Genomic DNA, 23,114 nt, shown 5'->3' with positions numbered 1-23,114 from the left:
GCTTGCGGCGGGATTGCATCATTTGTCTAGCAGATACCTGACTGCGATCTTCAGCGGGCCTCGAGCCAGAACGTCACCGGTCCGTCGTTGACGAGCGCGACCTGCATGTCGGCGCCGAAGCGGCCGCTGCCGACGTCGGCATGCGCGGCACGCGCCAGTTCGACGAGCCGCGCGAACAGCGCCCGCGCCAGCGGCGGCGGCGCCGCGGTCGAAAAGCCGGGGCGCGTGCCGCTGCGCGTGTCGGCGGCGAGCGTGAACTGCGGCACCAGCAGCAGGCCGCCGCCGGTGTCGCGCAGCGAACGGTTCATGCGGCCCTCGCCGTCGGCGAACACGCGATAGCCGAGCAGGCGTTCGAGCAGGCGCGCGGCGCTGGCTTCGCTATCGTCCGGCTGCACGCCGACCAGCACCAGCAGGCCGCCGCCGATCGCGGCGACGCGCTCGCCGTCGACGCTCACCGATGCCTCGCGAACCCGCTGCAACAAACCGATCATGCGCTCTCCTGCGTGCCGACCTTCGATTTTCCTACAGCGCGTGGCCCCGGCGCACGCTGCCGCGACGGGCGCGCCGGGCCTAAGCTGGCGGTGCCGTCGCGCTCCCCGTGCGGCGGCTCCTTGGATTTCCATGCCTGGCCCCGCCCTTCACCGGGCGGGCCCCTTCTTGCCGGGCCGCGCGCCGCTCGCAGCCGCTTCGCCGGCGACTTTACAATCGCGCGCCATGAAATCGTGGCTCCGCTTCCTGATCCGCGCGTCCGGCGCCGCCCCGCTATGGCTGCTGCACGGCCTCGGCGCCGCCGTCGGCGCCCTGCTGTGGCGCGTGCCGAACAAGCAGCGGCGGCTGACGCTGTGGCATCTCGACCACTGCCTGCCGGAACTGGGCGCCGGCGAGCGCGAGCGCATCGCCCGCGCCAGCCTCGGCCACATGTTCAAGGCCGTGCTCGAAGCGCCGGCCCTGTGGTTCGGCCGCCGCCGGCGGCTGGAGCGCTGGCTCGACGATCCGGCGGCGGCGCGTCAGGTCGAGGCGCTGCGCGCGCAGGGGCGCGGCGTGATCTGGCTGTGCCCGCACATCGGCGCCTGGGAACTGGCCGGCCTGTTCTGCTCGGCGCACGGGCCGATGACCTCGCTCTACAAGCCGCAGAAGGGCACGGTCGACGCCATCATGTACGATGGCCGCACGCGACTCGGCGCGCGGCTGGTGCCGACCACCGGCGCCGGCGTCAAGGCGCTGCTCGCCGCGCTCAGGAACCAGGAGATGATCGGCATCCTGCCGGACCACGACCCGCCGCGCGGCGCCGGCGTCTACGCACCGCTGTTCGGCATGACCGCGCACACCACCGAACTGGTCACCAAGCTCGCCGCGCGCAGCGGCGCGCCGGTCTGGTTCTGCATCGCCGAGCGTCTGCCGCGCGGGCGCGGCTACCGCTTCCATCTGTCGCCGGCGCCGGCCGACATCGCCGATCCGCAGACCGGCGTGGCGGCGCTGAACCGCGGCGTCGAGGCGGTGATCCGGGCCCTGCCCGAGCAGTACTGGTGGGCCTACGAGCGCTATCGCCACCAGCCAGACGGACAGCCGAATCCGTACCGGCTCGCGGCGACGTCGGAAAGCTGACAATTTTGTAAGGTGAGGGAACTCGCGGCGCCGCCGGGCGGTCACTGGCTGCGATTTTGTGGCTCCCCCGCCAACCTCCGAAGATAAAGACCTTTCCCTGGGACACGAACGAAAACGCATGGACACAGAAGCGAACGAAGTCCTGATCGAAGCGCGCGGCCTGACCCGGCGCTACGGCCCGACGGTCGCCGTCAACCGGCTCGACCTGACCCTGCGCAAGGGCGAGATCCTCGGCCTGCTCGGCCCGAACGGCGCCGGCAAGTCGACGACGATGAAGATGCTGACCGGCAACCTGGCGCCGAGCGACGGCGACGTCCGCATCCGCGGCGTGTCGATGCGCGAGCAGCCGAGACTGGCGAAAAGCGCGCTCGGCTACCTGCCCGAGCAGCCGCCGGTCTATCCGGAACTGACGGTCGACGAATACCTCGGCTATTGCGCCAGCCTGCACGGCATCGGCAAGAAGGACCTGCCGGCGGCGCTGGCCTCGGCCAAGCGCGACTGCGGCCTCGCCGATGTCGGCGGGCGGCTGGTCGGCAATCTGTCGAAGGGCTATCAGCAGCGCGTCGGCATCGCCCAGGCGATCATCCATCGCCCGCCGGTGGTGATCCTCGACGAGCCGACCGTCGGCCTCGACCCGATCCAGATCCGCGAGATCCGCACCCTGATCGCCGATCTCGGCAAGAGTCACAGCGTGATCCTGTCGAGCCACATCCTGCCGGAGATCCAGGCGGTGTGCAGTCGCGTGATGATCATCGCCCGCGGCCTGGTGGTCTACAACGAGCCGATGGCGGCGACGCAGGGCGACGCCTCGATCATCGCCGGCTTCAAGCGCGCGCCGCAGGCCGTGCAGCTCGCCGGCATCGACGGTGTCGATGGCGCCAGCCCGCTCGGCGGCGACCGCTTCCTCGTCACCCCGCGCAAGGGCGCCGACCCGCGCGAGGCGATCGCCAAGGCCGCAGCGCAGAACGACTGGGGCCTGATCGAGCTGCACGCGCAGCAGCGCACGCTGGAGGAGATCTTCGTCGAGCTGACGTCCGGCGACCTGAGGGCCGCCGCATGAGCGCCGTGCCGCACACCGCCGTCCGCTTCGCCAGCCACCCCCTTCGCAACGTCCAGGGCATCGCGTCATGACTGCCATTTTCAACATCGCGCGCACCGAGTGGCGCCGCATCTTCCTGTCGCCGCTCGCCTGGGCGGTGCTCGCCGTCGTCCAGTTCATCACCGGCTTCGTCTTCATCAACCTGATCGCGCAGTACGCGGCGGCGGCCGCTGACGGCAGCGAGCTCGGCGTCTCCGACGTCGTCGCCGGCTCGTTGTACGGCTTCGCCACCGTGCTGCTGCTGCTGATCATCCCGCTGATGACGATGCGGCTGTTCGCCGAAGAGCGGAAGACCGGCAGCATCACGCTGCTGTTCTCGGCACCGGTGTCGCTGACCGAGATCGTGCTCGGCAAGTTTCTCGGCGTGCTCGGCTTCATCGCCGTCGTGGTCGTGCTGATGGCGCTGATGCCGCTGTCGCTGGCGTGGTCGACGGACATGGACTGGGGCCGCGTCGCCGCCGGCCTGGTCGGTCTGTTCCTGCTGATGATGGCGTTCGCCGCGGCCGGCCTGTTCGTGTCGTCGCTGACGCGCGAGCCGACGATCGCCGCGGTCGCCAGCTTCGGCCTGCTGCTGGTGATCTGGCTGTCCAACATCCTCGCCTACAACGACAGCGTGCCGTTCAAGGAAGTCTTCAGCTACCTGTCGCTGATCGATCACTTCGAGAGTCTGCGCCGCGGCGTGTTCGCGACCGCCGACGTCGTCTACTACTTCCTGTTCTCGGCCCTGTTCCTGTGGCTGACGGTGCTGCGCCTCGACATCGAGCGCAACTAGACCGCCCGACGCCCACGAGACTCCCAAGAAAGAACGCCATGAAACAGAAGAAGCAAATCCTTGCGCAGCAGCTGTTCAACGGTCTGCTGATCCTCGCGGTGATCGTGCTGCTCGGCTTCCTGTCGGTGCGCTTCAAGGCCGACATCGACTGGACCGCCGGCAAGCGCAACACGCTGACCGCAGCGAGCGTCAAGCAGCTCGAGTCGATGCCCGATCCGATCGTCTTCCACGTGTTCGCGCCGAGCGGCGCCGACACGCGCCACGCGATCGAAGCCGATCTCGAACGCTACACGCGGGTCAAGAAGAACATCGAGCTCGACTTCATCGACCCGAGCGCCTCGCCGCAGAAGGTCCGCGAGTTCAACGTCAACTACGTCGGCCAGATCGTCGCCGAGTACCAGGGCCGCCGCGAGACGCTGAACGCGACGACCGAGCCGGCGATCACCACCGCGCTGCAGCGCCTCGCCTACGGCGGCGAACAGTGGGTGGTGTTCCTCGAAGGCCACGGCGAGCGCTCGACCGCCGAGCCCGGCCCGACCTCGTTCAGCCGCTTCGCGCAGGCGCTGAAGGACAAGGGCCTCAAGGTCCAGGGCCTCAACCTGGTCAAGACCCCGAAGATCCCGGACAACACCAGCGTGCTGGTGATCGCCTCGCCGGCCTCGAAGCTGCTCGAAGGCGAGGCGCAGATCGTCGCCGACTACGTCGCGCACGGCGGCAACGTGCTGTGGCTGGCCGACCCCGATTACGCGCCGGGCCTCGAGCCGCTCGCCAAGGAACTGGGCATCAGCTGGCAGAACGGCTACGCGATCTTCCCGGACTACCAGATTCTCGGCACCGGCCACCCCGGCTTCTTCGCCGCGATCGACTATCCGCCGAACCCGGTGACGCAGGGCCTGGACATGGTCACGCTGTTCCCGCTGGTGCGCTCGCTGACGACCGCGCCGGCCGGTGCCTGGAAGGCGCAGCCGCTGCTGCAGACCGCGGACTCGGCCTGGCTCGAAACCGGCGACATCAACGCCGGCGCCGTGCAGTTCGACGACCAGGACATCAAGGGCCCGCTGACGATCGGCGCGACGCTGACGCGCGATTACCAGCCGGCCGCCGCAGCTGCCACGCCCGACGCGAAACAGGACGCCGCCCCGGAAATGCAGGCGCACCCGCAGCGCGTGGCGCTGATCGGCGACGCCGACTTCCTGTCCGACGCCTATCTCGACCAGCTCGGCAACCAGCAGCTCGGCCTCAACCTCGTGCAGTGGCTCGCCAGCCGCGACGCGCAGCTGAACATCGACGTGCCGAAGGCTCCGGACCGCGCGCTGTATCTGCCGGGCTGGGCGACGCTGGCGATCGCCGGCGGCTTCGTGGTGCTGCTGCCGCTGCTGCTGCTCGGCTACGGCGTGCTGCGCTGGGCCGTGCGCCGGCGCCGCTGAAGCGGGAGAACGCGATGAACCGCATGCAGCTCAACGCCGTCCTCGTGCTGGTCGTCGCCGGCCTCGCCGCGGCGCTCTACTTCACGCAGAAGAAGGAAGAAAAGGGCGCGCCGCTGACCGCGCTGGCGGCCGACGCCGTGAAGTCGATCCGCATCGAGCATCCGGGCCAGCCGACGATCCAGCTCGAAAAGCAGGCCGGGCGCTGGCAGCTGACCGCGCCGGTGCAGGCCGAGACCGATCCGTTCGAAGTCGCCTCGCTGGTCAGCCTTGCGACGCAGGAGACCAAGCGCAAGCTGCCGCTCGCCGAGGTCAAGCTCGGCGAGCTCAAGCTCGACCCGCCGCAGTTCAGCGTCACGCTGAACGAGCAGAAGCTCGACTTCGGCGACATGGAACCGCTCGAATACCGCCGCTACGTGCGCGTTGGCGATACGGTCGCGCTGATCGACGACCCGTCGTCGACCGCCGTCGACGCCGACTACAGCGATCTGGTCGCCAAGGATCTGCTGCCGGCGAGCGCCGAGCTGCAGAAGATCGAGGTGCCGGGGCTGACGGTCGAGCGCGCCGCCGACGGCAAGACCTGGAGCGCGAATCCGGCCACTGCCGAGGCCTCGAGCGACGCGCTGGCCCGCTTCACCGAGGCCTGGCGCAAGGCACGCGCGATGTGGAACGCCAAGATGCCGGCCGACGGCGGCCAGGGCGAGCCGGTCACGCTGACGCTGAAGGACGGCGCCGCCGTGCATCTGGTGCTGGTGTCGCGCGAGCCGCAGCTGATCCTCGACCGCCCCGAGCTGAAGCTGCGCTACTCGCTGTCGAAGGCCGACGCCGACACGCTGCTGAAACTGACCGAAGCGCCGCCGCCGGCCGACGCCGCGGGCGCCGCGACACCGGCACCGGCACCGGACAAGCCCTGAACGACCCGTCGTTTCGTGAAACAATGCGGCCCGCTGACGCGGGCCGCATTGTTTTCCGGGCCGCGATCCCGATTGACGATCCGCCATGCCCGAGCTTCCCGAAGTCGAAACCGTTCGCCGCGGCCTCGAGCCCTACGTTTGCGGCCGGCGCATCGCGCGCGTCACGGTGCGCGACGCGCGGCTGCGCTGGCCGGTGCCGGCGAATCTGGCGCACGACGCCGCCAATCGCCGCATCGAACGCATCGCGCGGCGCGGCAAGTACCTGATCGTCACGCTCGATTCGGGCGACCGCATGATCTGGCACCTCGGCATGACCGGCCGCCTGCTAGTGCTTGATCCGGCACAGCCGCTGGTCAAGCACGATCACGTCGATTTCCTGCTCGACGGCGACACCCTGATCCGCTTTCATGACCCGCGCCGCTTCGGCGCCGTGCTGTGGTGGTCGCGCGACGAGAACGTCCACCCGCTGCTCGCCGGCATGGGGCCCGAGCCCTTCGATCCGGCTTTCGACGGCGACTACCTGTTCCGCAAGTCGCGCGGCCGCAGCGTCGCGGTGAAGCACTTCGTGATGGACGGCCACATCGTGGTCGGCGCCGGCAACATCTACGCCGCCGAAAGCCTGTTCCGCGCCGGCATCCGGCCGACGCGACGCACCGGCCGGCTGACGCGCGCCGAGTGCGCACGGCTCGCCGACAAGATTCGCGAAGTGCTTGCCGAGGCGATCGAACGCGGCGGCACGACGCTGCGCGACTTCGCCGGCGCCGACGGCGCGTCCGGCTACTTCCAGCAGGAACTGTCCGTCTACGGCCGCGACGGCGAGCCGTGCCGGGTCTGCGGCACCACCATCAAGGGCCTCGTGCTCGGCGGCCGCGCGTCCTGCTACTGTCCGCAGTGCCAGCGCTGAGCGCGCGTTCGAAGCATCCGCCCATGACCACGCTGCCCACCCTGTTGATGTTCACCGCCGCCGCCGGCCTGCTGACGATCACGCCCGGCCTCGACACCCTGCTCGTGCTGCGCACGGCGATCGCCGAAGGACCGCGCCGCGCGCTGCTCGCCGGCGCCGGCATCTGCGCCGGCTGCCTGCTCTGGGGTCTGGCCGTCGCGCTCGGCCTCGGCGCGCTGTTCGCGGTGTCGACGCTGGCCTACGAGGCGCTGCGCCTCGCCGGGGCCGCCTACCTGCTGTGGCTCGGCGCGCAGCTGCTGCTGCGGCCGCGCGACGCGCTGCCGGTCGACGCCGCCGCGCCGCCGCGCGGCACGGGTTTCGCGCGCGGCCTGCTGACCAATCTGCTGAACCCCAAGGTCGGCGTGTTCTACGTCAGCTTCCTGCCGCAGTTCGTGCCGGCCGGCGTCGACGTCGTTGCCTTCAGTACGCTGCTCGCCGGCATTCACGCCGTTCTCGGCCTGCTCTGGTTCGGCCTGCTGACGCTGGCGACCCGGCCGCTCGGCCGCTGGCTGGCGCGCCCGGCCGCAGTGCGCGCGCTGGACCGCAGCAGCGGCGGCGTGTTCGTGCTGTTCGGTCTCAAGCTCGCCGCGAGCCGGAGCTGAAACGATGGCACGTCCCTGGCCTCCGCTGCCGCGCAGCGGCCTCGATCTCGCCGGCCGCAACGCCTGCCGCTGGCTCGAAGCGCTGGCGCTGCTCCATGTCGTCGGCGGACTCGCGCTGCCGTTCGTCGTGCTCTACGGCAACGCGCTCGACGTCTGGCTGCCGGCGCCCGGCGATGCCACCGCGAGCGCGCGTTTCTGGGTCGCCGCCTTCGGCCCGACGCTGGCGAGCTGGGGCCTGCTCGCCTGGTTTCTGGTCCGCCGTGGTCTGCGCGAGGGCCGGCGCTGGGCCTGCGATGCGCTGATCTACGCCGTGCTCACCTGGCTGCCGCTCGATCTAGCGCTGTGCCTGAATTTCGGCTTCACGCCGGGCCTGGTCGCCGACCTCGTCGCGGCGCTGGCGATGCTGCCGCCGCTGCTATGGCTGCGGCCGCGCCTGACGGCGCACTGACGCTGCGCACACGCGCCGCGCGCGCGGCGCGCCCAGCCTAGTTCAAACAGATGAAGTCGCTGCCTGGCGACGGTCCTACTGTCGATCGCTCAACGAGCGTGCCGAGCGAACGAGGAGAACCGGGCGATGAACAGCGACGAAAGCGCCGTGCGCGACGTGGTCTCGGGCGCGGTCTGGGATGAATTCTGCGAGGCGCTGAAACAGGCCGGCCGTCAGGTCCTGCGTCCCGAGGCGCCGGCCGACGCGCTCGACCGCGCCGAGGGCTGGCGCTATCTGACGCGGCTGCTGCGCATCGGTCTGGAGATGCACCTGGAATTCGCCGATGCCGATTTCCCGGGCTTCTTCCTGCCCTCGCACGAGACCGGCAAGATCGGCGCCGACAATCCGGACAACGCCTACCTGTTCGCCAAGATCAACGGCCGCCACGAATACGTGATCCGCGGCACCCGCGGCAGCGTTTCGTACCTGTCGATCGGCACGCAGAAGGGCGGCTACGAAACCAACGGCAAGATGGAGCAGACCGGCTTCATCGACGCCAAGGATCTGCATCTGGGGCCGAACGGCGAGTTCGAGATTCGCGTCAGCGCCGAGAAGCCGGCGAGCGGCGACTGGCTGCGCATCGAGGCCGACAGCAACGCGGTGATCGTCCGCCAGACCTTCCTCGACCGCAAAACCGAGAAGCCGGCGCAGCTGACGATCGCGCGCACCGGCACCGACGCCCAGCCGGCACCGCTGTCGGCCGTGCGCCTGCAGGCCGGGCTGCGCAACGCCGCGCGCTTCGTCGACGGCACGGCGACGCTGTTCGCCAACTGGGCGCAGAGCTACCTGCCGCACGCCAACCAGCTGCCGCCCGCCGATCAGGCGCTGTGCCAGAGCGTCGGCGGCGATCCGAACATCTTCTACTATCACTCGTACTGGCAGCTCGCGCCCGACGAGGCGCTGGTGATCCGTTTGCCGCGCATTCCCGACTGCCGCTTCTGGAACCTGCAGATCAACAACTGGTGGATGGAGTCGCTCGACTACCGCTACCACCGCATCCACCTCAACAAGCACAGCGCGCAGCTCGCCGCCGATGGCAGCTGCACGATCGTGCTCGCGCACCGCGACCCGCAGCACGCCCCGACCCAGACCGTGAATTGGCTCGAAACCGCCGGCCATGAGCGCGGCACGATGTGCCTGCGCTGGGTCGGCGCGCACGAGCAGGTCCATCCCGTCACCACCGTCGTCAAGCACGACCAGCTCCACCAGACCCTCGCCGCATGAGCAACGCCACCACCCTCGTTCCCGAAGAACTGATCGCCGATGCCCGCGCCGCCGCCGGCGGCCTGGCCGATTTCGGCGCACCGCCGCTGCGCCCGGCGCTCGACCGGCTCTGCGCCGCGCTCGACCAGGAAGCGAAGCTGTCCGACACCGGCCGCTACCTGCTGCGCCAGAAGATCGTCACGCAGCTCACCAATCGTCTGCGCATCGAGGACTACTTCGCCAAGCATCCGGAGATCGCGCAGGAGAAGATCGCGGCGCCGATCGTCATCGTCGGCCTGCCGCGCACCGGCACGACCAAGCTGCACCGGCTGCTGTCGCGCGACCCGCGCTTCTACTGGATGTCGTTCTGGGAATCGCAGTTCCCGGTGCCGTTCGACGGCGAGACGCTGGCCGAGCCGACGCTGCGCATCCAGGAAGGCCGCGCGCTGTGCGAGCTGATGACGACGGCGATGCCGAAGCTGGCGGCGATGCACCCGATGCACGCCGACGAGGCCGACGAGGAAGTGATGCTCACCGAGCACACGATGATGTCGGCCTACAACGCCTACGCCGACATTCCCGGCTACATGCAGTGGCTCGACGCGCAGGATCAGACGCCGGTCTACGAATTCCTGCGCCGCGGCCTGCAGTTCCTGCAGTGGCAGAAGCGCCAGCGCGGCGTCACGGCCGAACGCTGGGTGCTGAAGGCGCCGCACCACCTGCTGCGCATGCACCTGCTGCTGAAGGTGTTCCCGGGAGCGCAGGTGATCCTCACGCACCGCGATCCGCGCCAGAGCATTCCGTCGATTTCGAGTTTCATCCACACGCTGTGGTGCATCTACAGCGAACAGGCCAGCGCCGAGCGCGCCGGCCACGAGTGGAGCGCGCTGATGCGCCGGGCGCTCGATCACACCGACGCGGTGCGGCAGACGGCGCCGCGGCAGTTCTTCGACGTGCAGTTCCGCGACACCGTCAAGCGGCCGATGGATGTGGTGCGCGACATCTACGCCTGGCTCGGCCTGCCGCTGCCGGCCGACGCCGAACAGGCGATGCGCGCCTGGCTCGCCGCCGACGAGAAGTCGCATCAGGGCGGTCATCAGTACACGGCCGAGCAGTTCGGCTTGTCGGACGCCCAGCTCGACCGCGACTTTGCGGCGTATCGCGAACGCCATATCGACGCGCCGGCGACGGCCTAGCCGCGCGCCGTCATTGCGGGAAGGATGAAGACCGACCCGCAATCCGAGCCGGGCGCGCGCTCGAGCGGCGCAATACCGGATGGCGCCGCGCGCGTCGCGACGGCGGCCTGTCCGAAGCAGCGCCGGCTCGGGCGCAGCGTGCTCTTTATCGCCTCTGCCCGATGTCGAGGGCAGTGGGCGCACCAGAACAACGACGAAACCAGAGGAGCGTTCAGATGCTGCTGAAGGACAAGGTGGTGATCGTATCCGGCATCGGCCCCGGACTCGGCGTGAAGCTGGCGATCGAGGCGGCGCGCGAAGGGGCGCGCGGTGTGGTCGTCGCGGCGCGCTCGGCCGACAAGCTCGACGACGCCGAGGCGCGCATCAAGGCGCTCGGCGTCAAGGCCGAGGTCGTCAAGCAGGTCTGCGACATCACCCAGCGCGCGCAGTGCGACGCACTCGCCGCCGTCGCCGCACAGCGCTTCGGCAAGGTCGACGCGCTGGTCAACAGCGCCTTCTACCACGGCGAGATGGACCACGCCTCGACCGCCAACCTCGACGGCTGGCGCGAGGTGCTCGAGACCAATCTGCTCGGCACGCTGCGCCTGACGCAGGCGACGATCCCGCACATGGGCAAGGGCGGCGCGATCGTCATGATCAACACCATGGCGGTGCGCAAGGTGCCGCCGCTCGGCGAAGCCGGCTATGCGGCGTCGAAAGCGGCGCTCGCCAACTCCGTCAAGTGGCTCGCCAAGGAACTCGGCCCCAAGGGCATCCGCGTCAACTCCGTGCACATGGGCTGGATGTGGGGCGCGCCGGTGCAAGGCTACATGGAATGGCAGTCCAGGGAACACGGCATTCCGCTCGAAAAGCTCAAGGCGCAGGTCGCCGCCGACATTCCGCTCGGCGAGATTCCGACCGACGACGATTGCGCCAAGGCGGCGCTGTTCATGGTGTCCGACTACGCGGCGGCGGTGACCGGCGCCGCGCTCGATGCCAACGGCGGCGCCTACATGCCTTGAACCGGGAGAGGCCGCCGTCCGCTGCGGCGGCGGCCCGCCGATGGAAAAGATCCTCTATCTCGGCTGGCGCGATCCGGCGCAGTCGCGCAGCGCCTTCTTCACCGACCTGCGCGAACGGCTGGCACCGGCGCTGCAGGCCGCCGGCGCGCGCGGCCTGCGCCTGAACCTCGACGACGACGCGGTGCGCGAGGCCGACGGCCTGCGCCAGCGCGTCCTCGATCCGGCGCCGGACGCGCTGCTGCAGGTCTGGGTCGACAGCGCGATCGGTTTCCTGCGTCGCGACATCGACGCGGCGATCGCGGCGAGCGCCCCGCGCCACGCGGCCTATCTCGTCACCGAATCGCAGGCCATCGTCAATCGCGCGCATCCGCCGCAGCCGGGCCTGCGCACGGCAGGCTTCGCGCAGCTGGCGATCCTGCGCCGGCCGTCGCGGCTGAGCCCTGCGCAGTGGCTGGACCTCTGGCACAACGGCCACACGCCGGTCGGCATCGAGACGCAGTCGAACTTCGAGTACGTGCAGAACGTCGTCGTGCGGGCGCTGACGCCCGGCGCACCGGCGATCGACGCCGTCGTCGAGGAATGCTTCCCGGCGGCGGCGATGCGCGATCCCTACGTGTTCTTCGACGCAGCCGGCGACGAGGCGAAGTTCCAGCACAACCTCGAGCGCATGATGACGAGCGTGCACCGCTTCATCGACCCGGGCACGATCGACGTGATCCCGAGCAGCCAGTACGCGATGTTCTGAGCCGGAACGCGGCGGCGGCGCGCGGTCAGCCGGCCGAGCGCCGCCGCTCCGCCTCGGGCGCCTGCCACAGCGCGGCGGCGGTCGGGTCGATCTCGCCGAGCAGGCGGTTGAGCAGCGACTTCAGGATCGGCGCGTCCGGACCGAGCCGTTCGAGCACCTGCGACTCCAGGGCCTTGGCCCGCGAGATCAGGCCGAGCGCGACCTCGCGGCCGTGCGCCGTCAGTTCGTAGGCGATGCCGTCGCCGGTGCGCGTCGCCGCCAGCCCCGCGGTGACCAGCGAGTCGAGCGCCTGCTTGCGGCGATCGTCGAGCACGCCGGCCATGCCCTCGGCGAGTTCGCTCGCCGTCAGCAGCGGCTTGAGCGTCAGCGTCGACAGCACGTAGAACTCCATGTCGCTGAGGTGCTGTGCGTCGAGCGCAGCCCGCAGCTGCGCGAAGAAGCGGAAATGGCTGCGGCCGAGCAGATAGCCGAGAAAATCCTCGGAGAAGCTGCCGGCCAGGTGCGCGCTGCGCGGCTTGACGTCCGGCGCGTCGCGGCGCGTGGCGTGCGCATAGCGGCCGCCGTGGAAGACCAGCGGCGCCGACTCGGCGCGGTCGAAGGCGAGCACCTCGCCGACGAAGATCAGATGGTCACCGCCCTCGTACTGGAAGGCCGTGCGGCACTCGAAGCGCGCCGCGCAGCCGCGCAGCAGCGGCACGCCGCCCTGCCCGGTGTCGACGTCGAGCCCGGCGAACTTGTCGATGCCGCGCCGCGCGAAGCGCGCCGACAGTTCTTCCTGATCGGTCGCCAGCACGTGCACCGCCCAGTGCTCGGCCTTGCGGAAGATCTCCAGGCTCGCCGAGCTGTTGGCGAGGCTCCACAGCACCAGCGGCGGGCTCAGCGAGACCGAGTTGAAGCTGTTGGCGGTCAGGCCGACCGGCGCGCCGTCAGCGGTGCGCGTGGTGATGATGGTGACGCCGGTCGCGAACGTGCCGAGCGCCTTGCGAAATTCGGTGGGATCGAAAACCTGCGCTGTCATCGCTGCACCGCGTGGGGGATCGGGACAAAAGCGCCTGCGCGGCGGAGGAGGCCGACCGCGCAGGCCAGAACCGGAGACCAGCCCCGGTCAGAAGTTGTACTTGACGTTGAGCGTCGCATAGTCGCGATCAACGTACGGGTTCGCCGCCAGCGTGGTGTTGCCGATCGTCTTGCCGGCATCGCCGAAGAACCAGTTGTAGCCGAGGCCGATCTGCGTGTTCGACAGATACGTCATCGAAAAACCGAGGCTCGTGCGCATGTCGCCGTCGCCGTAGAGCGCACCCATCGCGCCGGCCAGTGCCGGGTTGTTCTTCAGGTACGCGAAGGTGATCGGCATGCTGAAGTCCCAGCCCGCGACGATGTTGTGCTTGGTCGGAATGAGCAGCGTGCTGATGCCGTAGGCGTCGCGGTCGTAGACCAGGCTCTTGCCGTCGGCGATCGGCACGACGCCGGACGAGGCGTCGACGCGGTCGACGTCGATCATGTGCAGATAGCCGGCTTCGGCGACGAAGGCGAGATCGTCGAAGAACAGGCGCGGGTTGGTCGCGTACAGCGCCGAGATCAGCAGCTGGCCGCTCTTCGAGCGCGAGTAGACCGGGCTGAGATGGCCGGAGATCATCGTCTCGACCGCCGTCGGCGCGCCGTCGCGGTAGTTCAGCTCGCCGGCGACGTTGAAGCCGCCGAGCACCGTCGAGAAGCTCATCGCCGTCATGTGGATGCCGTCGTAGTACTCGACGTTGTACGACACCGGCACCGTCTGGTTGATGAGCTGCGTGGTGATCGGCGTGCCGTTCGGCAGGAAGCCGAAGGGCGCGTAGCCGACGTTGAGGCGCACCGACGGATTCGGATCGTGGTAGCGCAGATGGTAGAGGCCGACGTTGGTGACCGAAGTCAGCTGGTACTTCAGGCCGAGGCCCCACTGGCCGAACTGGCTCGGCTCGATGTCCTTCTCGCGGTAGGCGTAGATGTAGCGCGGCGCGTTCACCAGCTGGCCGACCGGGGCCAGGATCACGTTGCAGACCAGATTCTCGATCGCCGGCGTGACCGGCGTCGGCACGGTGCCGACGTGCAGGTTCTGCAGCAGACCGGTGCAGCTGCCCGGGCCGCCGTACAGCGGGTTCGCCGAACCGTAGACGAAGCGCGCGCCCGGGCCGACGACGTCGGCCGGCGAGAAGTAGTCGCCGACCGGGAAGATCTCGTTCGGCCGGAAATCGAACTTGTAGTAGCCGAGCGCCGTCAGCTCGTTGTTGATCGAAGCGTTGAACGCGAGCTGCGGCACCGGCAGCAGGATGTCCTTGATCTCGGTGCCGGGCACGAAGGCCTTGGTCGCGTCGGCCTGGCTCTGCGCGCTGGCGATGCCCGACATGAACAGGCTCTCGCCCCAGGCGACGAGCTGCTGGCCGAGGCGGACGTTGATGCTGGATTCGTCGCCGAGATAGAAGGAGCCGTAGACGTAGGCTTCGAGCAGACGCGCGCGCTCGCCGTCGTAGTACTTGGTCGATTCGGTGAAGCGGTCGTAGTCCGGGTCCGGAATGCCTTCCGGCGGATTGCCCTTGTTGACCGTCAGCGGCGAATCGTTGGCGTTGTCGCGATGGTAGACGTCGTCATAGAACGCCGAGCCGCTGAGCACCGCGCCGAAGTCGCCGTGATGCAGCTGCATCTCGCCGTAGACGCTGAGGCGGTTGTGGATCAGGTCGCCACGGTTGAAGTTGCGGTTGCCGTCGTCGGAGTTGATCGACTGCGGCAGGCCCTGGCCCTCGAAGCGGAAGATCTGGTTCGGCTGGCCGTCCGGAATGACCGGGAACAGGTACGACTGGAACTCCTCGACCGGGCCGTTGATGAGCCGCTTGTCCTGCTTTTCCGTACGCACCGCCAGACCGTAGTTAGCGGTGACCTTGTAATCCAGCGTGGTGTCCGTGCCGATGTCGAACGATCCCGCCTGCACCTGCGACGCCGCCAGCGCCGCACCGTATGCCGCCACCCAACCGCAACGCTTCCATGCCTTGGTCTTGTTCATCGACTCGCCGACCGGCTTGCGCCGATCCTCCTCCCGTTCTTTATAGGAATTCCGCCGCGCTAACGTAGGGGCAGCAAGGCGGGCGAGCCTCACCCGAAATGACTAGCCGAGCGGCCGGCGCTTGGCCCATGATGCGACCAGGCCGCGCAGACGGCCGCACGCTCGGTGGGGAGAACGATGAGATACCTGAGTCCGGTCGACGCCGCGTTCCTGCGCATGGAATCGCCGCGCACGCCGATGCACGTCGGTGGCCTGATGACCTTCCGCCTGCCGCCGGACGCGCCGCCCGATTTCCTGCGCCAGCTGTTCGCCAGGCTGCGCGCACAAATGCCGAGCACCGAGCCGTTCAACCTGCGCCTCGCGCGCACGCCGTGGTCGGCGCTGGCGCCGGCCTGGGAGCCGGCCCCGGACATCGATATCGATTACCACGTGCGCCATTCGGCGCTGCCGTATCCTGGCGGCGAGCGCGAGCTCGGCGTACTGGTTTCGCGCCTGCACTCGCATCCGCTCGACCTGCGCCGCCCGCCGTGGGAGATCACCTTGATCGAGGGCCTGGAGAACGACCGCTTCGCGTTCTTCCTCAAGGTCCATCACAGCGCGCTCGACGGCATGGGCGCGCTCAAGCTCGTGCGCCGCTGGCTGAGCGCCGATGCGCTGCAGCGCGACATGCCGGCGCTATGGGCGTTGCCGGCGCAGCCGCGCGAGGCCCGCGACGCGCCGCATGGCCACGCCGTCGAGCAGGGCGTCGAGGCCCTGCGCACGCAGCTGCGCGCCAGTGGCGAGCTGCTATCGACACTGCGCCGCATGGCGCGGCGCCGCGACAACCCGGAAGGCGGCATCCTCTCGGCGCTGTCGACGCCGCGGACGCTGCTCAACGTGCCGATCACGCCGCAGCGCCGGCTCGCCACGCAGCTGTTCGAGCTGTCGCGGATCAAGGCGGTCAGCGCGGCGACGCAGAGCACCGTCAATGACGTCGCGCTGGCGCTGATCGCCGGCGCCGTGCGCCGCTACCTGCTCGAACTCGACGCGCTGCCGCACGAGCCGCTGGTGGCCTCGGTGCCGGTCGGCCTGCCGCGTGCCGACGGCAAGCCGGGCAACGCCGTCGCCGGTTTCGTCGTGCCGCTCGAAACGCAGGCCGACGATCCGCTCGACTGTCTGCACGTGGTCCGCGCCGTCACGCAGCGCACCAAGGACCAGCTGCGCGGCATGTCGCCGGAAGCGCTCGCGCAGTTCACGATGCTCGGCCTCTCGCCGCTGATCCTCGGCCAGATGGCGCGCGTGCTTTCGCATCTGCCGCCGATCTTCAACTTCGTGGTCTCCAACGTGGTCGCGTCCAAAGAACTGCTCTATCTCGAAGGCGCGGAGCTGGAGGCGATGTATCCGATCTCGGTGCTGTTCGACGGCTACGCGCTCAACGTCACCCTGGTCGGCTACCACGACCGCCTGTCGCTCGGCTTCACCGGCTGCCGCGACGCGCTGCCCTCGCTGCAGCGGCTTGCCGTGTACAGCGCCGAAGCGCTCGAAGAGCTGGAGCGGGCCGCCGGCCTCGTGCCGCACGCCGCGGGCGCCGCGGAGCATGCGCCGGCGCGCCGTACGCGGCGCCGCGGCGCGCACTGAACGTCGCGCCCGTCGTCCGCACCGACGTCAAGCAAATGGCCAGCGCTGCGCCGCGCGGCGCGCCACCATCCGCGCCAACGCCCCCGCCACGAGGCGCACGCATGGACAAGAACCTTTATCTGATCGAGCTTTTCGAGAGCCCGCATACCGCCTACGGTCGCGTCGACTTCTCCGCCCAGCCGCTGCCGCAGCGCGTCTTCAGCGCGATCTGGGCGCTGGAAAGCCAGGTCAACAACAACGGCTTCGCGCAGTTCGTCGCCCGTGAGGATGCGGCACTGGTCGCGTTCGCGCCGGAAGCGCTGCGCAGCATCGGCGCGCTGCGCTGCGCCGAGATCGTCGCACGCGCAACGTCCGTCGCCGCCGCACCCGCCGACAGCGGCCGCGCGGCGGCGCTCGACGAACTCGACGGCCAGTTCTACACGTACCCCGACGACCTCGCCGAGCTGCTGTACCGCTTCGTGCAGGCACATCCCGCGAGCTTCGGCACGCCGGCCGCGCCGGTCTGACGCGCAGCCGTCCTGCGCCACCCCCTCACCATCCGGCACCATCGTTCATGCACCCGCATTGCTCCGTGTTCATCGCCACCAGCGTCGACGGCTTCATCTCCCGCCGCGACGGCGCGCTCGACTGGCTGACGAAACCCGAATTCCTCGACCAGCGCGGCCTCGGCCTGCCCTACGAGCGCTTCATCGCCACGGTCGACGCCATCGTCATGGGCCGCAAGACTTTCGAGACGGCGCGCGACTTTCCCGAGTGGCCGTACGAAGGGCGGACCGTCGTGGTCCTGAGCGCACGCGAACTGGCGCTGCCGCCGCGGCTGCACGGCAAGGTGGTGGCCGATGGCGGCGCGCCGGCCGCGATCGCGGCCCGGCTCGCGGCAGCCGGCCATCGGCATCTCTACATCGACGGCGGCCAGACGATCCGGCGCTTTCTCGCCGCCGGCCTGATCCGCGAGCTGACCCTCACCCGCGTGCCGGTGCTGCTCGGCGACGGCATCCCGCTGTTCGCCGCCGACGGCGGCGGCAGCCGGCTCGAACACCTGCAGACCTCGGCGGCCGCCAACGGCCTCGTGCAGAGCCGCTACCGCGTCCTGCCGGCGGCCTGAGCCCGGGCCGGCGCGCGGCGGCGCGGCGTCCGCACTTGTCCGCCGTCCGCACGCACTCGACAATGCGCCGATGCCGTCCGCACACGCCAGCGCCGAATCCGTGGTCCGCAGCTTCTGGCGCCTGATGGCGTCGAACGATTTCGATGCGGTCGCGGCCGTGCTCGACGAACGCTTCGTCCTCGAATGGCCGCAGTCCGGCGAGCGCATCCGCGGCGCCGCGAACTTCGCGCGCATGAATCGCGAATACCCGGCGCACGGCCCCTGGCGCTTCGAGCTCCATCGCCTCGTCGCCGCGAGCGACGAGGTCGTCACCGACGTGTCGGTGACCGACGGCGCGCAGCAGGCGCGCGCGCTGTCGTTCTTCACGGTCGAGCGGGGCCGGATCGTGCGCCTCGTCGAGTTCTGGCCGGAGCCCTACCCGGCGCCGGCTCATCGCGCCCATCTGGTCGAGCCGCTGCGCTGAGGCTGCGGCGGACCGCGATCGCAACGCAAGGGAGACGAAGCATGGCGGAAGGCAGTATCCAGGGCGCCTGTCTGTGCGGCACGGTGCGCTTCGAAATCGATCCGCCGTTCCAGAAGATGATCCACTGCCATTGCTCGCGCTGCCGCAAGAGCAGCGGCACCGGGCATGCGACCAATCTGACGGCCGACGCCACGCAGCTGCGCTGGCTGTCCGGCGAGGACGCGATCGGCCGCTACGAGCTGCCGGGCGCGAAGGCTTTCGGCAAATGGTTCTGCCGGCACTGCGGCGCGCCGCTGCCGCGCGTGCGGCGCAACAGCACGCTGGTAGTGATTCCGGCCGGCTCGCTCGACGCGCCGCCGCCGATGGCGCCGACCGATCACATCTTCTGGGCCTCGCGCGCGCCGTGGGCCTGCGGCAGCGGCGGCCTGCCGACGCATGCCGAATATCCGGATTCATGGTGAAGCGGCGACGGCCCCGGCACGCCGGATCGGCCAAAGACCGCGAACGCGCCTAGAATCACTGATCCCCCGTCCCGGAGCCACGACCATGAAAGCCCTGCCCTTCATCCTCGCCGCGATCTCGCTCGCCGCCAGCGCCGCGGCGAGCGCCGAGGTCGGCGTGTCCGTGACGGTCGGCGAGCCCGGCTTCTACGGCCGCATCGACATCGGCGGCGTGCCGCAGCCGCGGCTGATCTATCCGGAACCGGTGATCGTGCGCGGCGCGCCCGCCGGCGCACCGCTCTATCTGCACGTGCCGCCCGGTCACGCCAAGCACTGGAGCCAGCACTGCTCCGAATACGGCGCCTGCGGCCAGCGCGTCTACTTCGTCGACGACGACTGGTACGAGAAGGTCTACGTGCCGTCCTACCAGAAGCAGCATGGCCGCGGTGCCAGCCAAGGCAACGGGCATGACCCGGAGCACAAGTCCGGCCACGGGCACGGCAACGGTCCCAAGCACTGAGGCGTCGCGCGCGGCCGTCGCCGCTGCGCGCACTGCGGCACAGCGCACAAGCGCGGCCTTCGGCCGCGCGCTAGGATCGCTTCGTCACGGCACGGTGAGGCGGACATGGACGACCGGACTCTGACGGACAGGCGGCAGCGGCCGGCGCAGGCCGCGGCGGAGCCGGTCTCGTGAGCGCGGCGCGCATGCCGGCGCTGTTCGTCGGTCACGGCTCGCCGATGAACGCGATCGAGGACAACGCGTTCCGCCGCCAGTGGCAGGCGCTGGGCCGCGAGCTGCCGAAGCCGCGCGCGATCCTCTGCATCTCGGCGCACTGGGAAACGCGCGGCATCTACCTCAGCGCCACCGCGACGCCGGAAACGATCCACGACTTCTACGGCTTTCCGAAGGCGCTGTTCGACGTGCGCTATCCGGCGCCCGGCAGCCCCTCGCTCGCGCAGCGTGTCGCCGATCTGCTGCAGGCGCAGCACGCCGTGCATCTCGATCCCGGCCGCGGCCTCGACCATGGCGCCTGGAGCGTGCTGCTCGCGCTCTACCCGCGCGCCGACGTGCCGGTCGTGCAGCTGAGCCTCGACATGCGCCAGCCAGCCGCCTTCCACTACGGGCTCGGCCGCGCGCTGGCGCCGCTGCGCGATGAAGGCATCCTCGTGCTCGGCAGCGGCAACGCCGTGCACAACCTCTACGTGTTCGATTTCCACCGCCCGCAGCCCTACGACTGGGCGCTGGCATGCGACGCGCGCTGGCGCCGCAGCCTGGAAGCCGGCGACCATGCGGCGCTGATCGACTACGCGCAGAACTTCGGCGACAACACGCGGCTCGCGGTGCCGACCGCCGAGCATTACTACCCGCTGCTGTACCCGCTGGCGCTGCAGCAGCCCGACGAGACGCTGCGCCTGTTCAACACGGCGGTGCTGAGCTCGCTGAGCATGAGCTCGTTCGTGCTCGGCGCCTGAGCGCGCGGCGGCGCCGCGCTATCGTCCGCGCCCGACGGCGTCGCGCGGGCACTCGTCGGCGATCGCGCGCAGCACGCCGATCATGCGCATGACGATCGCCGGCGCCATCGCCTTGCCGGTGTTGAGAATGGCGACCGAGATGTCGCGTTCCGGATCGGCCCAGCACAGCACGCTGATGAAACCGAGATGGCCGAAGGCCATGCCGCTGCGCGGTCCGAACAGGCCGATCGGGTTCTGGCCGAGCATGAAGCCGGCCGAGAAGCGCAACGGAAACATCAGCGTGCGGTCGACCTGCAGCGGGCCGACCGGGCGCAGCGCATCGGCGACGGTCTCCGGCCGGAGCACGCGCACGCCGTCGAGCTCGCCGCCGTTGAGCAGCATCTGCAGCACGCGCGAGACGTCGTCGGCATTGGCGTAGATGTTGCCGGCCGGCACCACCGCCGACAGGAACGCCTCGTGGTTCGACGCCGCGACCGCCGCCGAGAACGGCACGCCGACCGCGCGCCGGATGTACGCGGTCGCCGGCCAGAACGGCAGCGGCCCGGTGCGCGCGTTGACCGGCGCCAGATGGCGCAGCTCCGGCGCCAGACCGAAGCTCAGATACTGCAGCCCCAGCGGCTCGGCGAGCCATTCGCGCAGCAGTTCCGGCAGCTCGCGGCCGCTCGCGCGGCGCACGACTTCGCCGACGATGAAGCCGGCGCTGAGGGCGTGATAGGCCTGCTTGCCGAAATCCGGATCGAAGGGCCTCGCCCGGCACAGCAGGTCGATGATCTCGTCCCAGCGATGCAGCAGTTCCGGCGTCGGCTCGACGTGCGGCACCGCCGGAATGCCGGCGCGATGCGCGAGCAGGCCGCGGATCGTGACGCGATGCTTGCCGTGCGGCGCGAACTCGGGAATGAAGTCGACGACGCGGTCGTCGAGCGAAAGGCGACCGTCGTCGACCAGCTTGTGCACGAGCAGCGCCGAAATCGCCTTCGACGCCGAGAACAGGCTGACCGGCGAGTCCGGCCGGATCACGACCGGCGCGCCCTCGTCGCCCGGCAGATTGCCGTGCACGCAGCCGATCGAGCGCTTGAGCACGATGCGGCCGCGGCGGCGCAGCACCATGGTGATCGCCGGATGCACGCCGCCGCGGAACAGATGCTCGACCGCCGCCCAGATGCGCTCGGGCGCGGCGGCGCGCATGCCGACCTCGCGCGCGTCGACCTCGGCCTCGCGGTCGACGCGCGACACCGCGGTGAGATCGTCCGGCACGTGCACGCGCGTCCACACGCGGCGGCCGAGCGCGGACGCGGTCTGCGCCAGCAGCGGCACGCGGGATAGAAGGGCGCTCAAGCGCGGCGCTTCAGGCAGAAACCGTCATTGGCCGGGCGGCACGTGCGCGACGAGGCCGTCGAGCGCGTCGGTCACCGGCACCTGGCAGCCGAGTCGGCTGTGCGGCCCCGGCGCCACCGCGCCTTCGAGCATGCCGGCTTCCATTTCGTCGGCCGGCGCGAGCTGCGAAAACCACGGCTCGTCGATGTAGACGTGGCAGGTCGCGCAGGAGCAGGAGCCGCCGCACTCGCCGACGATGCCGGGCACCAGATGCTGGGTCGCCGCTTCCATCAGCGACTGGCCGACCGGCGCATCGACGACCTGGCGACGGCCGTCGGGCTGCACGAAAACGATTTTGGGCATGCGCGGCAGAGCCTCAGGCGGGCACGAGATTCTTCAGCGGCACCGACTCGTCGGCGAGCTGTGCCGGATCGACACTCGCCGCCATCGCCACCAGCTTCTTGGCGAACATGAAATCCTGTGGCCGGCTGACGGCGTCGGCGGCGATCAGCCGGCCGTCCTTCAGGTAGAACGCGGCGAACGCACGCCCGCCGAGATCGCCGCGCACGACGAAGCGGTCGAAGCCGGACGACAGGCCGACCATCTGCAGCTTGAGGTCGTACTGATCGGACCAGAACCACGGCACCGCGCGATACGGATCCGGCTTGCCGGCCATCGTGCGCGCGGCGCTGCGCGCCTGTTCCATCGCGTTCTGCACCGATTCCAGGCGCACGCGGCGGCCGAGGAATTCGCTCGGGTGGTTGGTGCAGTCGCCGGCGGCGACGATGTCCGGGTCCGAGGTCTGCGCATGTTCGTCAACGACGATGCCGTTGTCGACGGCGAGGCCGGCGGCTTCGGCGAGTTCGGTGTTCGGCGTCAGGCCGATGCCGACCACGACCACATCGGCGGGAATCTTCTCGCCGCCGGCGAGCAGCACCTGCGTCACGTCGGGCTCGCCTTCGAAGCCCTCGATCTGCACGCCGGTGCGCAGGTCGACGCCGGCCTCGCGGTGCACGCGCTCGAAGAACGCCGAAACCTCCGGCACGGTGACGCGCGCGAGCACGCGCGGCAGGCCTTCGAGCACGGTGACCTGCAGGCCGAGCTTGCGGGCGACCGCCGCGGTCTCCAGACCGATGAAGCCGCCGCCGATGATGACGATGCGCCGGCCCGGCTGGCAGTACGGCTTGAGCTTCTGCACGTCGGCGATCGTGCGCAGCGCCAGCACGTTCGGGCGCTCGGCGCCGGGCAGCGTCAGCATGCGCGCGCGGCCGCCGGTGGTCAGCGCCAGCTTGTCGTAGGCGAACGCGCGGCCGTCGGCGAGCCGCACTGTCTTCGCCGCGCGGTCGATGGCGGCGACGCGCGCATTGCCGACGAACTCGACGCCGATCTTGGCGAGCTGCGCCTCCTGGATCACGTACAGCCCGGCCTCGGCGATCTCGCCGGCGAGATAGGCCTTGGACAGCGGCGGCCGCCGGTACGGGATATGCGGCTCCTCGCCGAGCAGCACGATGCGGCCGGCGTAACCGAGCTTGCGCAGCTCGGCGGCGAGTTCGCCGCCGGCCTGGCCGGCACCGACGATGACGTAGGTCGAAGCAGCGTCGCTCATGGATTCAGGACCGTGCCGCCGCGCGGCGCATGAAAGGGTTCGGCGTCCAGTGTCCGGCAAGCGCGCGGCGC

25 protein-coding genes are annotated in these 23,114 nt (G+C 70.0%); 19 read left to right on the top strand and 6 right to left on the bottom strand.

All coding sequences use genetic code 11. The features are described from left to right. Positions 1-50 precede the first annotated feature (50 nt). On the bottom strand, positions 51-491 hold the full coding sequence (dtd, locus tag H149_RS0102055; RefSeq protein ID WP_020648067.1) for a D-aminoacyl-tRNA deacylase: 441 nt from the start codon (positions 489-491) through the stop codon (positions 51-53). A gap of 223 nt (positions 492-714) precedes the next feature. On the opposite strand from dtd, the gene H149_RS0102050 reads away from it, so the two are divergent. The 12 genes from H149_RS0102050 (at position 715) to H149_RS0101995 (ending at position 11,991) form a co-directional block, all read left to right on the top strand. Continuing rightward, on the top strand, positions 715-1,605 hold the full coding sequence (locus H149_RS0102050) for a lysophospholipid acyltransferase family protein (RefSeq protein WP_020648066.1): 891 nt from the start codon (positions 715-717) through the stop codon (positions 1,603-1,605). 118 nt (positions 1,606-1,723) lie between these two features. Beyond that, complete coding sequence (locus tag H149_RS0102045) at positions 1,724-2,665, top strand: ABC transporter ATP-binding protein (RefSeq protein ID WP_020648065.1); 942 nt, start codon at positions 1,724-1,726, stop codon at positions 2,663-2,665. Positions 2,666-2,732: 67 nt separating this feature from the next. After that, positions 2,733-3,476 carry an ABC transporter permease gene (locus tag H149_RS0102040; protein ID WP_020648064.1) on the top strand — a complete coding sequence of 248 codons (744 nt, stop codon included), beginning with the start codon at positions 2,733-2,735 and terminating at the stop codon, positions 3,474-3,476. Between the two features lie 38 nt (positions 3,477-3,514). Next, complete coding sequence (locus H149_RS0102035; RefSeq protein ID WP_020648063.1) at positions 3,515-4,903, top strand: GldG family protein; 1,389 nt, start codon at positions 3,515-3,517, stop codon at positions 4,901-4,903. 14 nt (positions 4,904-4,917) lie between these two features. Beyond that, positions 4,918-5,814: a DUF4340 domain-containing protein gene (locus H149_RS0102030; RefSeq protein ID WP_020648062.1), complete on the top strand. Its 897-nt coding sequence runs from the start codon at positions 4,918-4,920 to the stop codon at positions 5,812-5,814. A gap of 85 nt (positions 5,815-5,899) precedes the next feature. Further along, positions 5,900-6,718, top strand: coding sequence for a bifunctional DNA-formamidopyrimidine glycosylase/DNA-(apurinic or apyrimidinic site) lyase (gene mutM, locus H149_RS0102025; protein ID WP_020648061.1), 819 nt, complete (start codon positions 5,900-5,902; stop codon positions 6,716-6,718). A gap of 23 nt (positions 6,719-6,741) precedes the next feature. Continuing rightward, positions 6,742-7,359 carry a LysE family translocator gene (locus H149_RS0102020; RefSeq protein WP_020648060.1) on the top strand — a complete coding sequence of 206 codons (618 nt, stop codon included), beginning with the start codon at positions 6,742-6,744 and terminating at the stop codon, positions 7,357-7,359. 4 nt (positions 7,360-7,363) lie between these two features. Then, the gene (locus H149_RS0102015; RefSeq protein WP_020648059.1) at positions 7,364-7,807 is read left to right on the top strand and encodes a hypothetical protein; all 444 of its coding nucleotides are present in this window, start codon (positions 7,364-7,366) and stop codon (positions 7,805-7,807) included. A gap of 126 nt (positions 7,808-7,933) precedes the next feature. Next, positions 7,934-9,070, top strand: a complete 1,137-nt coding sequence (locus H149_RS0102010) for a DUF1214 domain-containing protein (protein WP_020648058.1) — start codon at positions 7,934-7,936, stop codon at positions 9,068-9,070. Beyond that, positions 9,067-10,245 (top strand): sulfotransferase family protein, encoded by a 1,179-nt coding sequence (locus H149_RS0102005; RefSeq protein ID WP_020648057.1) that lies wholly within the window; start codon positions 9,067-9,069, stop codon positions 10,243-10,245. The genes H149_RS0102010 and H149_RS0102005 overlap by 4 nt, the downstream gene beginning before the upstream one ends. A gap of 215 nt (positions 10,246-10,460) precedes the next feature. Then, positions 10,461-11,246 carry an SDR family oxidoreductase gene (locus H149_RS0102000; RefSeq protein ID WP_020648056.1) on the top strand — a complete coding sequence of 262 codons (786 nt, stop codon included), beginning with the start codon at positions 10,461-10,463 and terminating at the stop codon, positions 11,244-11,246. Between the two features lie 40 nt (positions 11,247-11,286). Then, positions 11,287-11,991, top strand: coding sequence for an EthD domain-containing protein (locus H149_RS0101995; protein ID WP_020648055.1), 705 nt, complete (start codon positions 11,287-11,289; stop codon positions 11,989-11,991). A gap of 25 nt (positions 11,992-12,016) precedes the next feature. On the opposite strand, the gene H149_RS0101990 is transcribed toward H149_RS0101995, so the two are convergent. Further along, positions 12,017-13,009, bottom strand: coding sequence for a flavin reductase (locus H149_RS0101990; protein WP_020648054.1), 993 nt, complete (start codon positions 13,007-13,009; stop codon positions 12,017-12,019). An 87-nt stretch (positions 13,010-13,096) separates the two neighbouring features. Next, entirely contained in the window at positions 13,097-15,025 is a 1,929-nt protein-coding gene (locus H149_RS21900; RefSeq protein ID WP_020648053.1) for a DUF1302 domain-containing protein, read from the bottom strand. A 177-nt stretch (positions 15,026-15,202) separates the two neighbouring features. Here H149_RS21900 and H149_RS0101980 point away from each other — a divergent pair, with 177 nt between their 5' ends. From H149_RS0101980 to ygiD, 7 genes are all read left to right on the top strand, one after another. Further along, positions 15,203-16,642: a WS/DGAT/MGAT family O-acyltransferase gene (locus tag H149_RS0101980; protein ID WP_026352761.1), complete on the top strand. Its 1,440-nt coding sequence runs from the start codon at positions 15,203-15,205 to the stop codon at positions 16,640-16,642. A gap of 101 nt (positions 16,643-16,743) precedes the next feature. Continuing rightward, the gene (locus H149_RS19370; RefSeq protein WP_020648051.1) at positions 16,744-17,148 is read left to right on the top strand and encodes a DMP19 family protein; all 405 of its coding nucleotides are present in this window, start codon (positions 16,744-16,746) and stop codon (positions 17,146-17,148) included. Between the two features lie 47 nt (positions 17,149-17,195). Further along, on the top strand, positions 17,196-17,747 hold the full coding sequence (locus H149_RS0101970; protein WP_026352760.1) for a dihydrofolate reductase family protein: 552 nt from the start codon (positions 17,196-17,198) through the stop codon (positions 17,745-17,747). A 70-nt stretch (positions 17,748-17,817) separates the two neighbouring features. After that, positions 17,818-18,210 (top strand): nuclear transport factor 2 family protein, encoded by a 393-nt coding sequence (locus H149_RS0101965; protein ID WP_020648049.1) that lies wholly within the window; start codon positions 17,818-17,820, stop codon positions 18,208-18,210. Between the two features lie 41 nt (positions 18,211-18,251). Further along, the gene (locus H149_RS0101960) at positions 18,252-18,671 is read left to right on the top strand and encodes a GFA family protein (RefSeq protein ID WP_020648048.1); all 420 of its coding nucleotides are present in this window, start codon (positions 18,252-18,254) and stop codon (positions 18,669-18,671) included. An 85-nt stretch (positions 18,672-18,756) separates the two neighbouring features. Next, entirely contained in the window at positions 18,757-19,170 is a 414-nt protein-coding gene (locus H149_RS0101955) for a hypothetical protein (protein WP_020648047.1), read from the top strand. Between the two features lie 170 nt (positions 19,171-19,340). Next, complete coding sequence (gene ygiD / locus H149_RS0101950) at positions 19,341-20,123, top strand: 4,5-DOPA-extradiol-dioxygenase (protein WP_020648046.1); 783 nt, start codon at positions 19,341-19,343, stop codon at positions 20,121-20,123. An 18-nt stretch (positions 20,124-20,141) separates the two neighbouring features. Here ygiD and H149_RS19365 read toward each other — a convergent pair whose 3' ends face one another. The 3 genes from H149_RS19365 to H149_RS0101935 are packed head-to-tail and all read right to left on the bottom strand — an operon-like array spanning position 20,142 to position 23,043. Beyond that, entirely contained in the window at positions 20,142-21,458 is a 1,317-nt protein-coding gene (locus H149_RS19365; RefSeq protein ID WP_154654591.1) for a serine hydrolase domain-containing protein, read from the bottom strand. Positions 21,459-21,482: 24 nt separating this feature from the next. Then, a complete protein-coding gene (locus H149_RS0101940) occupies positions 21,483-21,800 on the bottom strand; it encodes a 2Fe-2S iron-sulfur cluster-binding protein (protein WP_020648044.1) in 318 nt (105 codons plus the stop codon). Between the two features lie 13 nt (positions 21,801-21,813). Next, positions 21,814-23,043, bottom strand: a complete 1,230-nt coding sequence (locus tag H149_RS0101935) for an NAD(P)/FAD-dependent oxidoreductase (RefSeq protein WP_020648043.1) — start codon at positions 23,041-23,043, stop codon at positions 21,814-21,816. Between the last annotated feature and the right edge of the window lie 71 nt (positions 23,044-23,114).

Source organism: Solimonas variicoloris DSM 15731 (assembly GCF_000382285.1).
GTDB lineage: Bacteria > Pseudomonadota > Gammaproteobacteria > Nevskiales > Nevskiaceae > Solimonas > Solimonas variicoloris.
The sequence above is the reverse complement of the archived record's forward strand: the minus strand, read 5'-3'. Positions and strand labels throughout refer to the sequence as shown.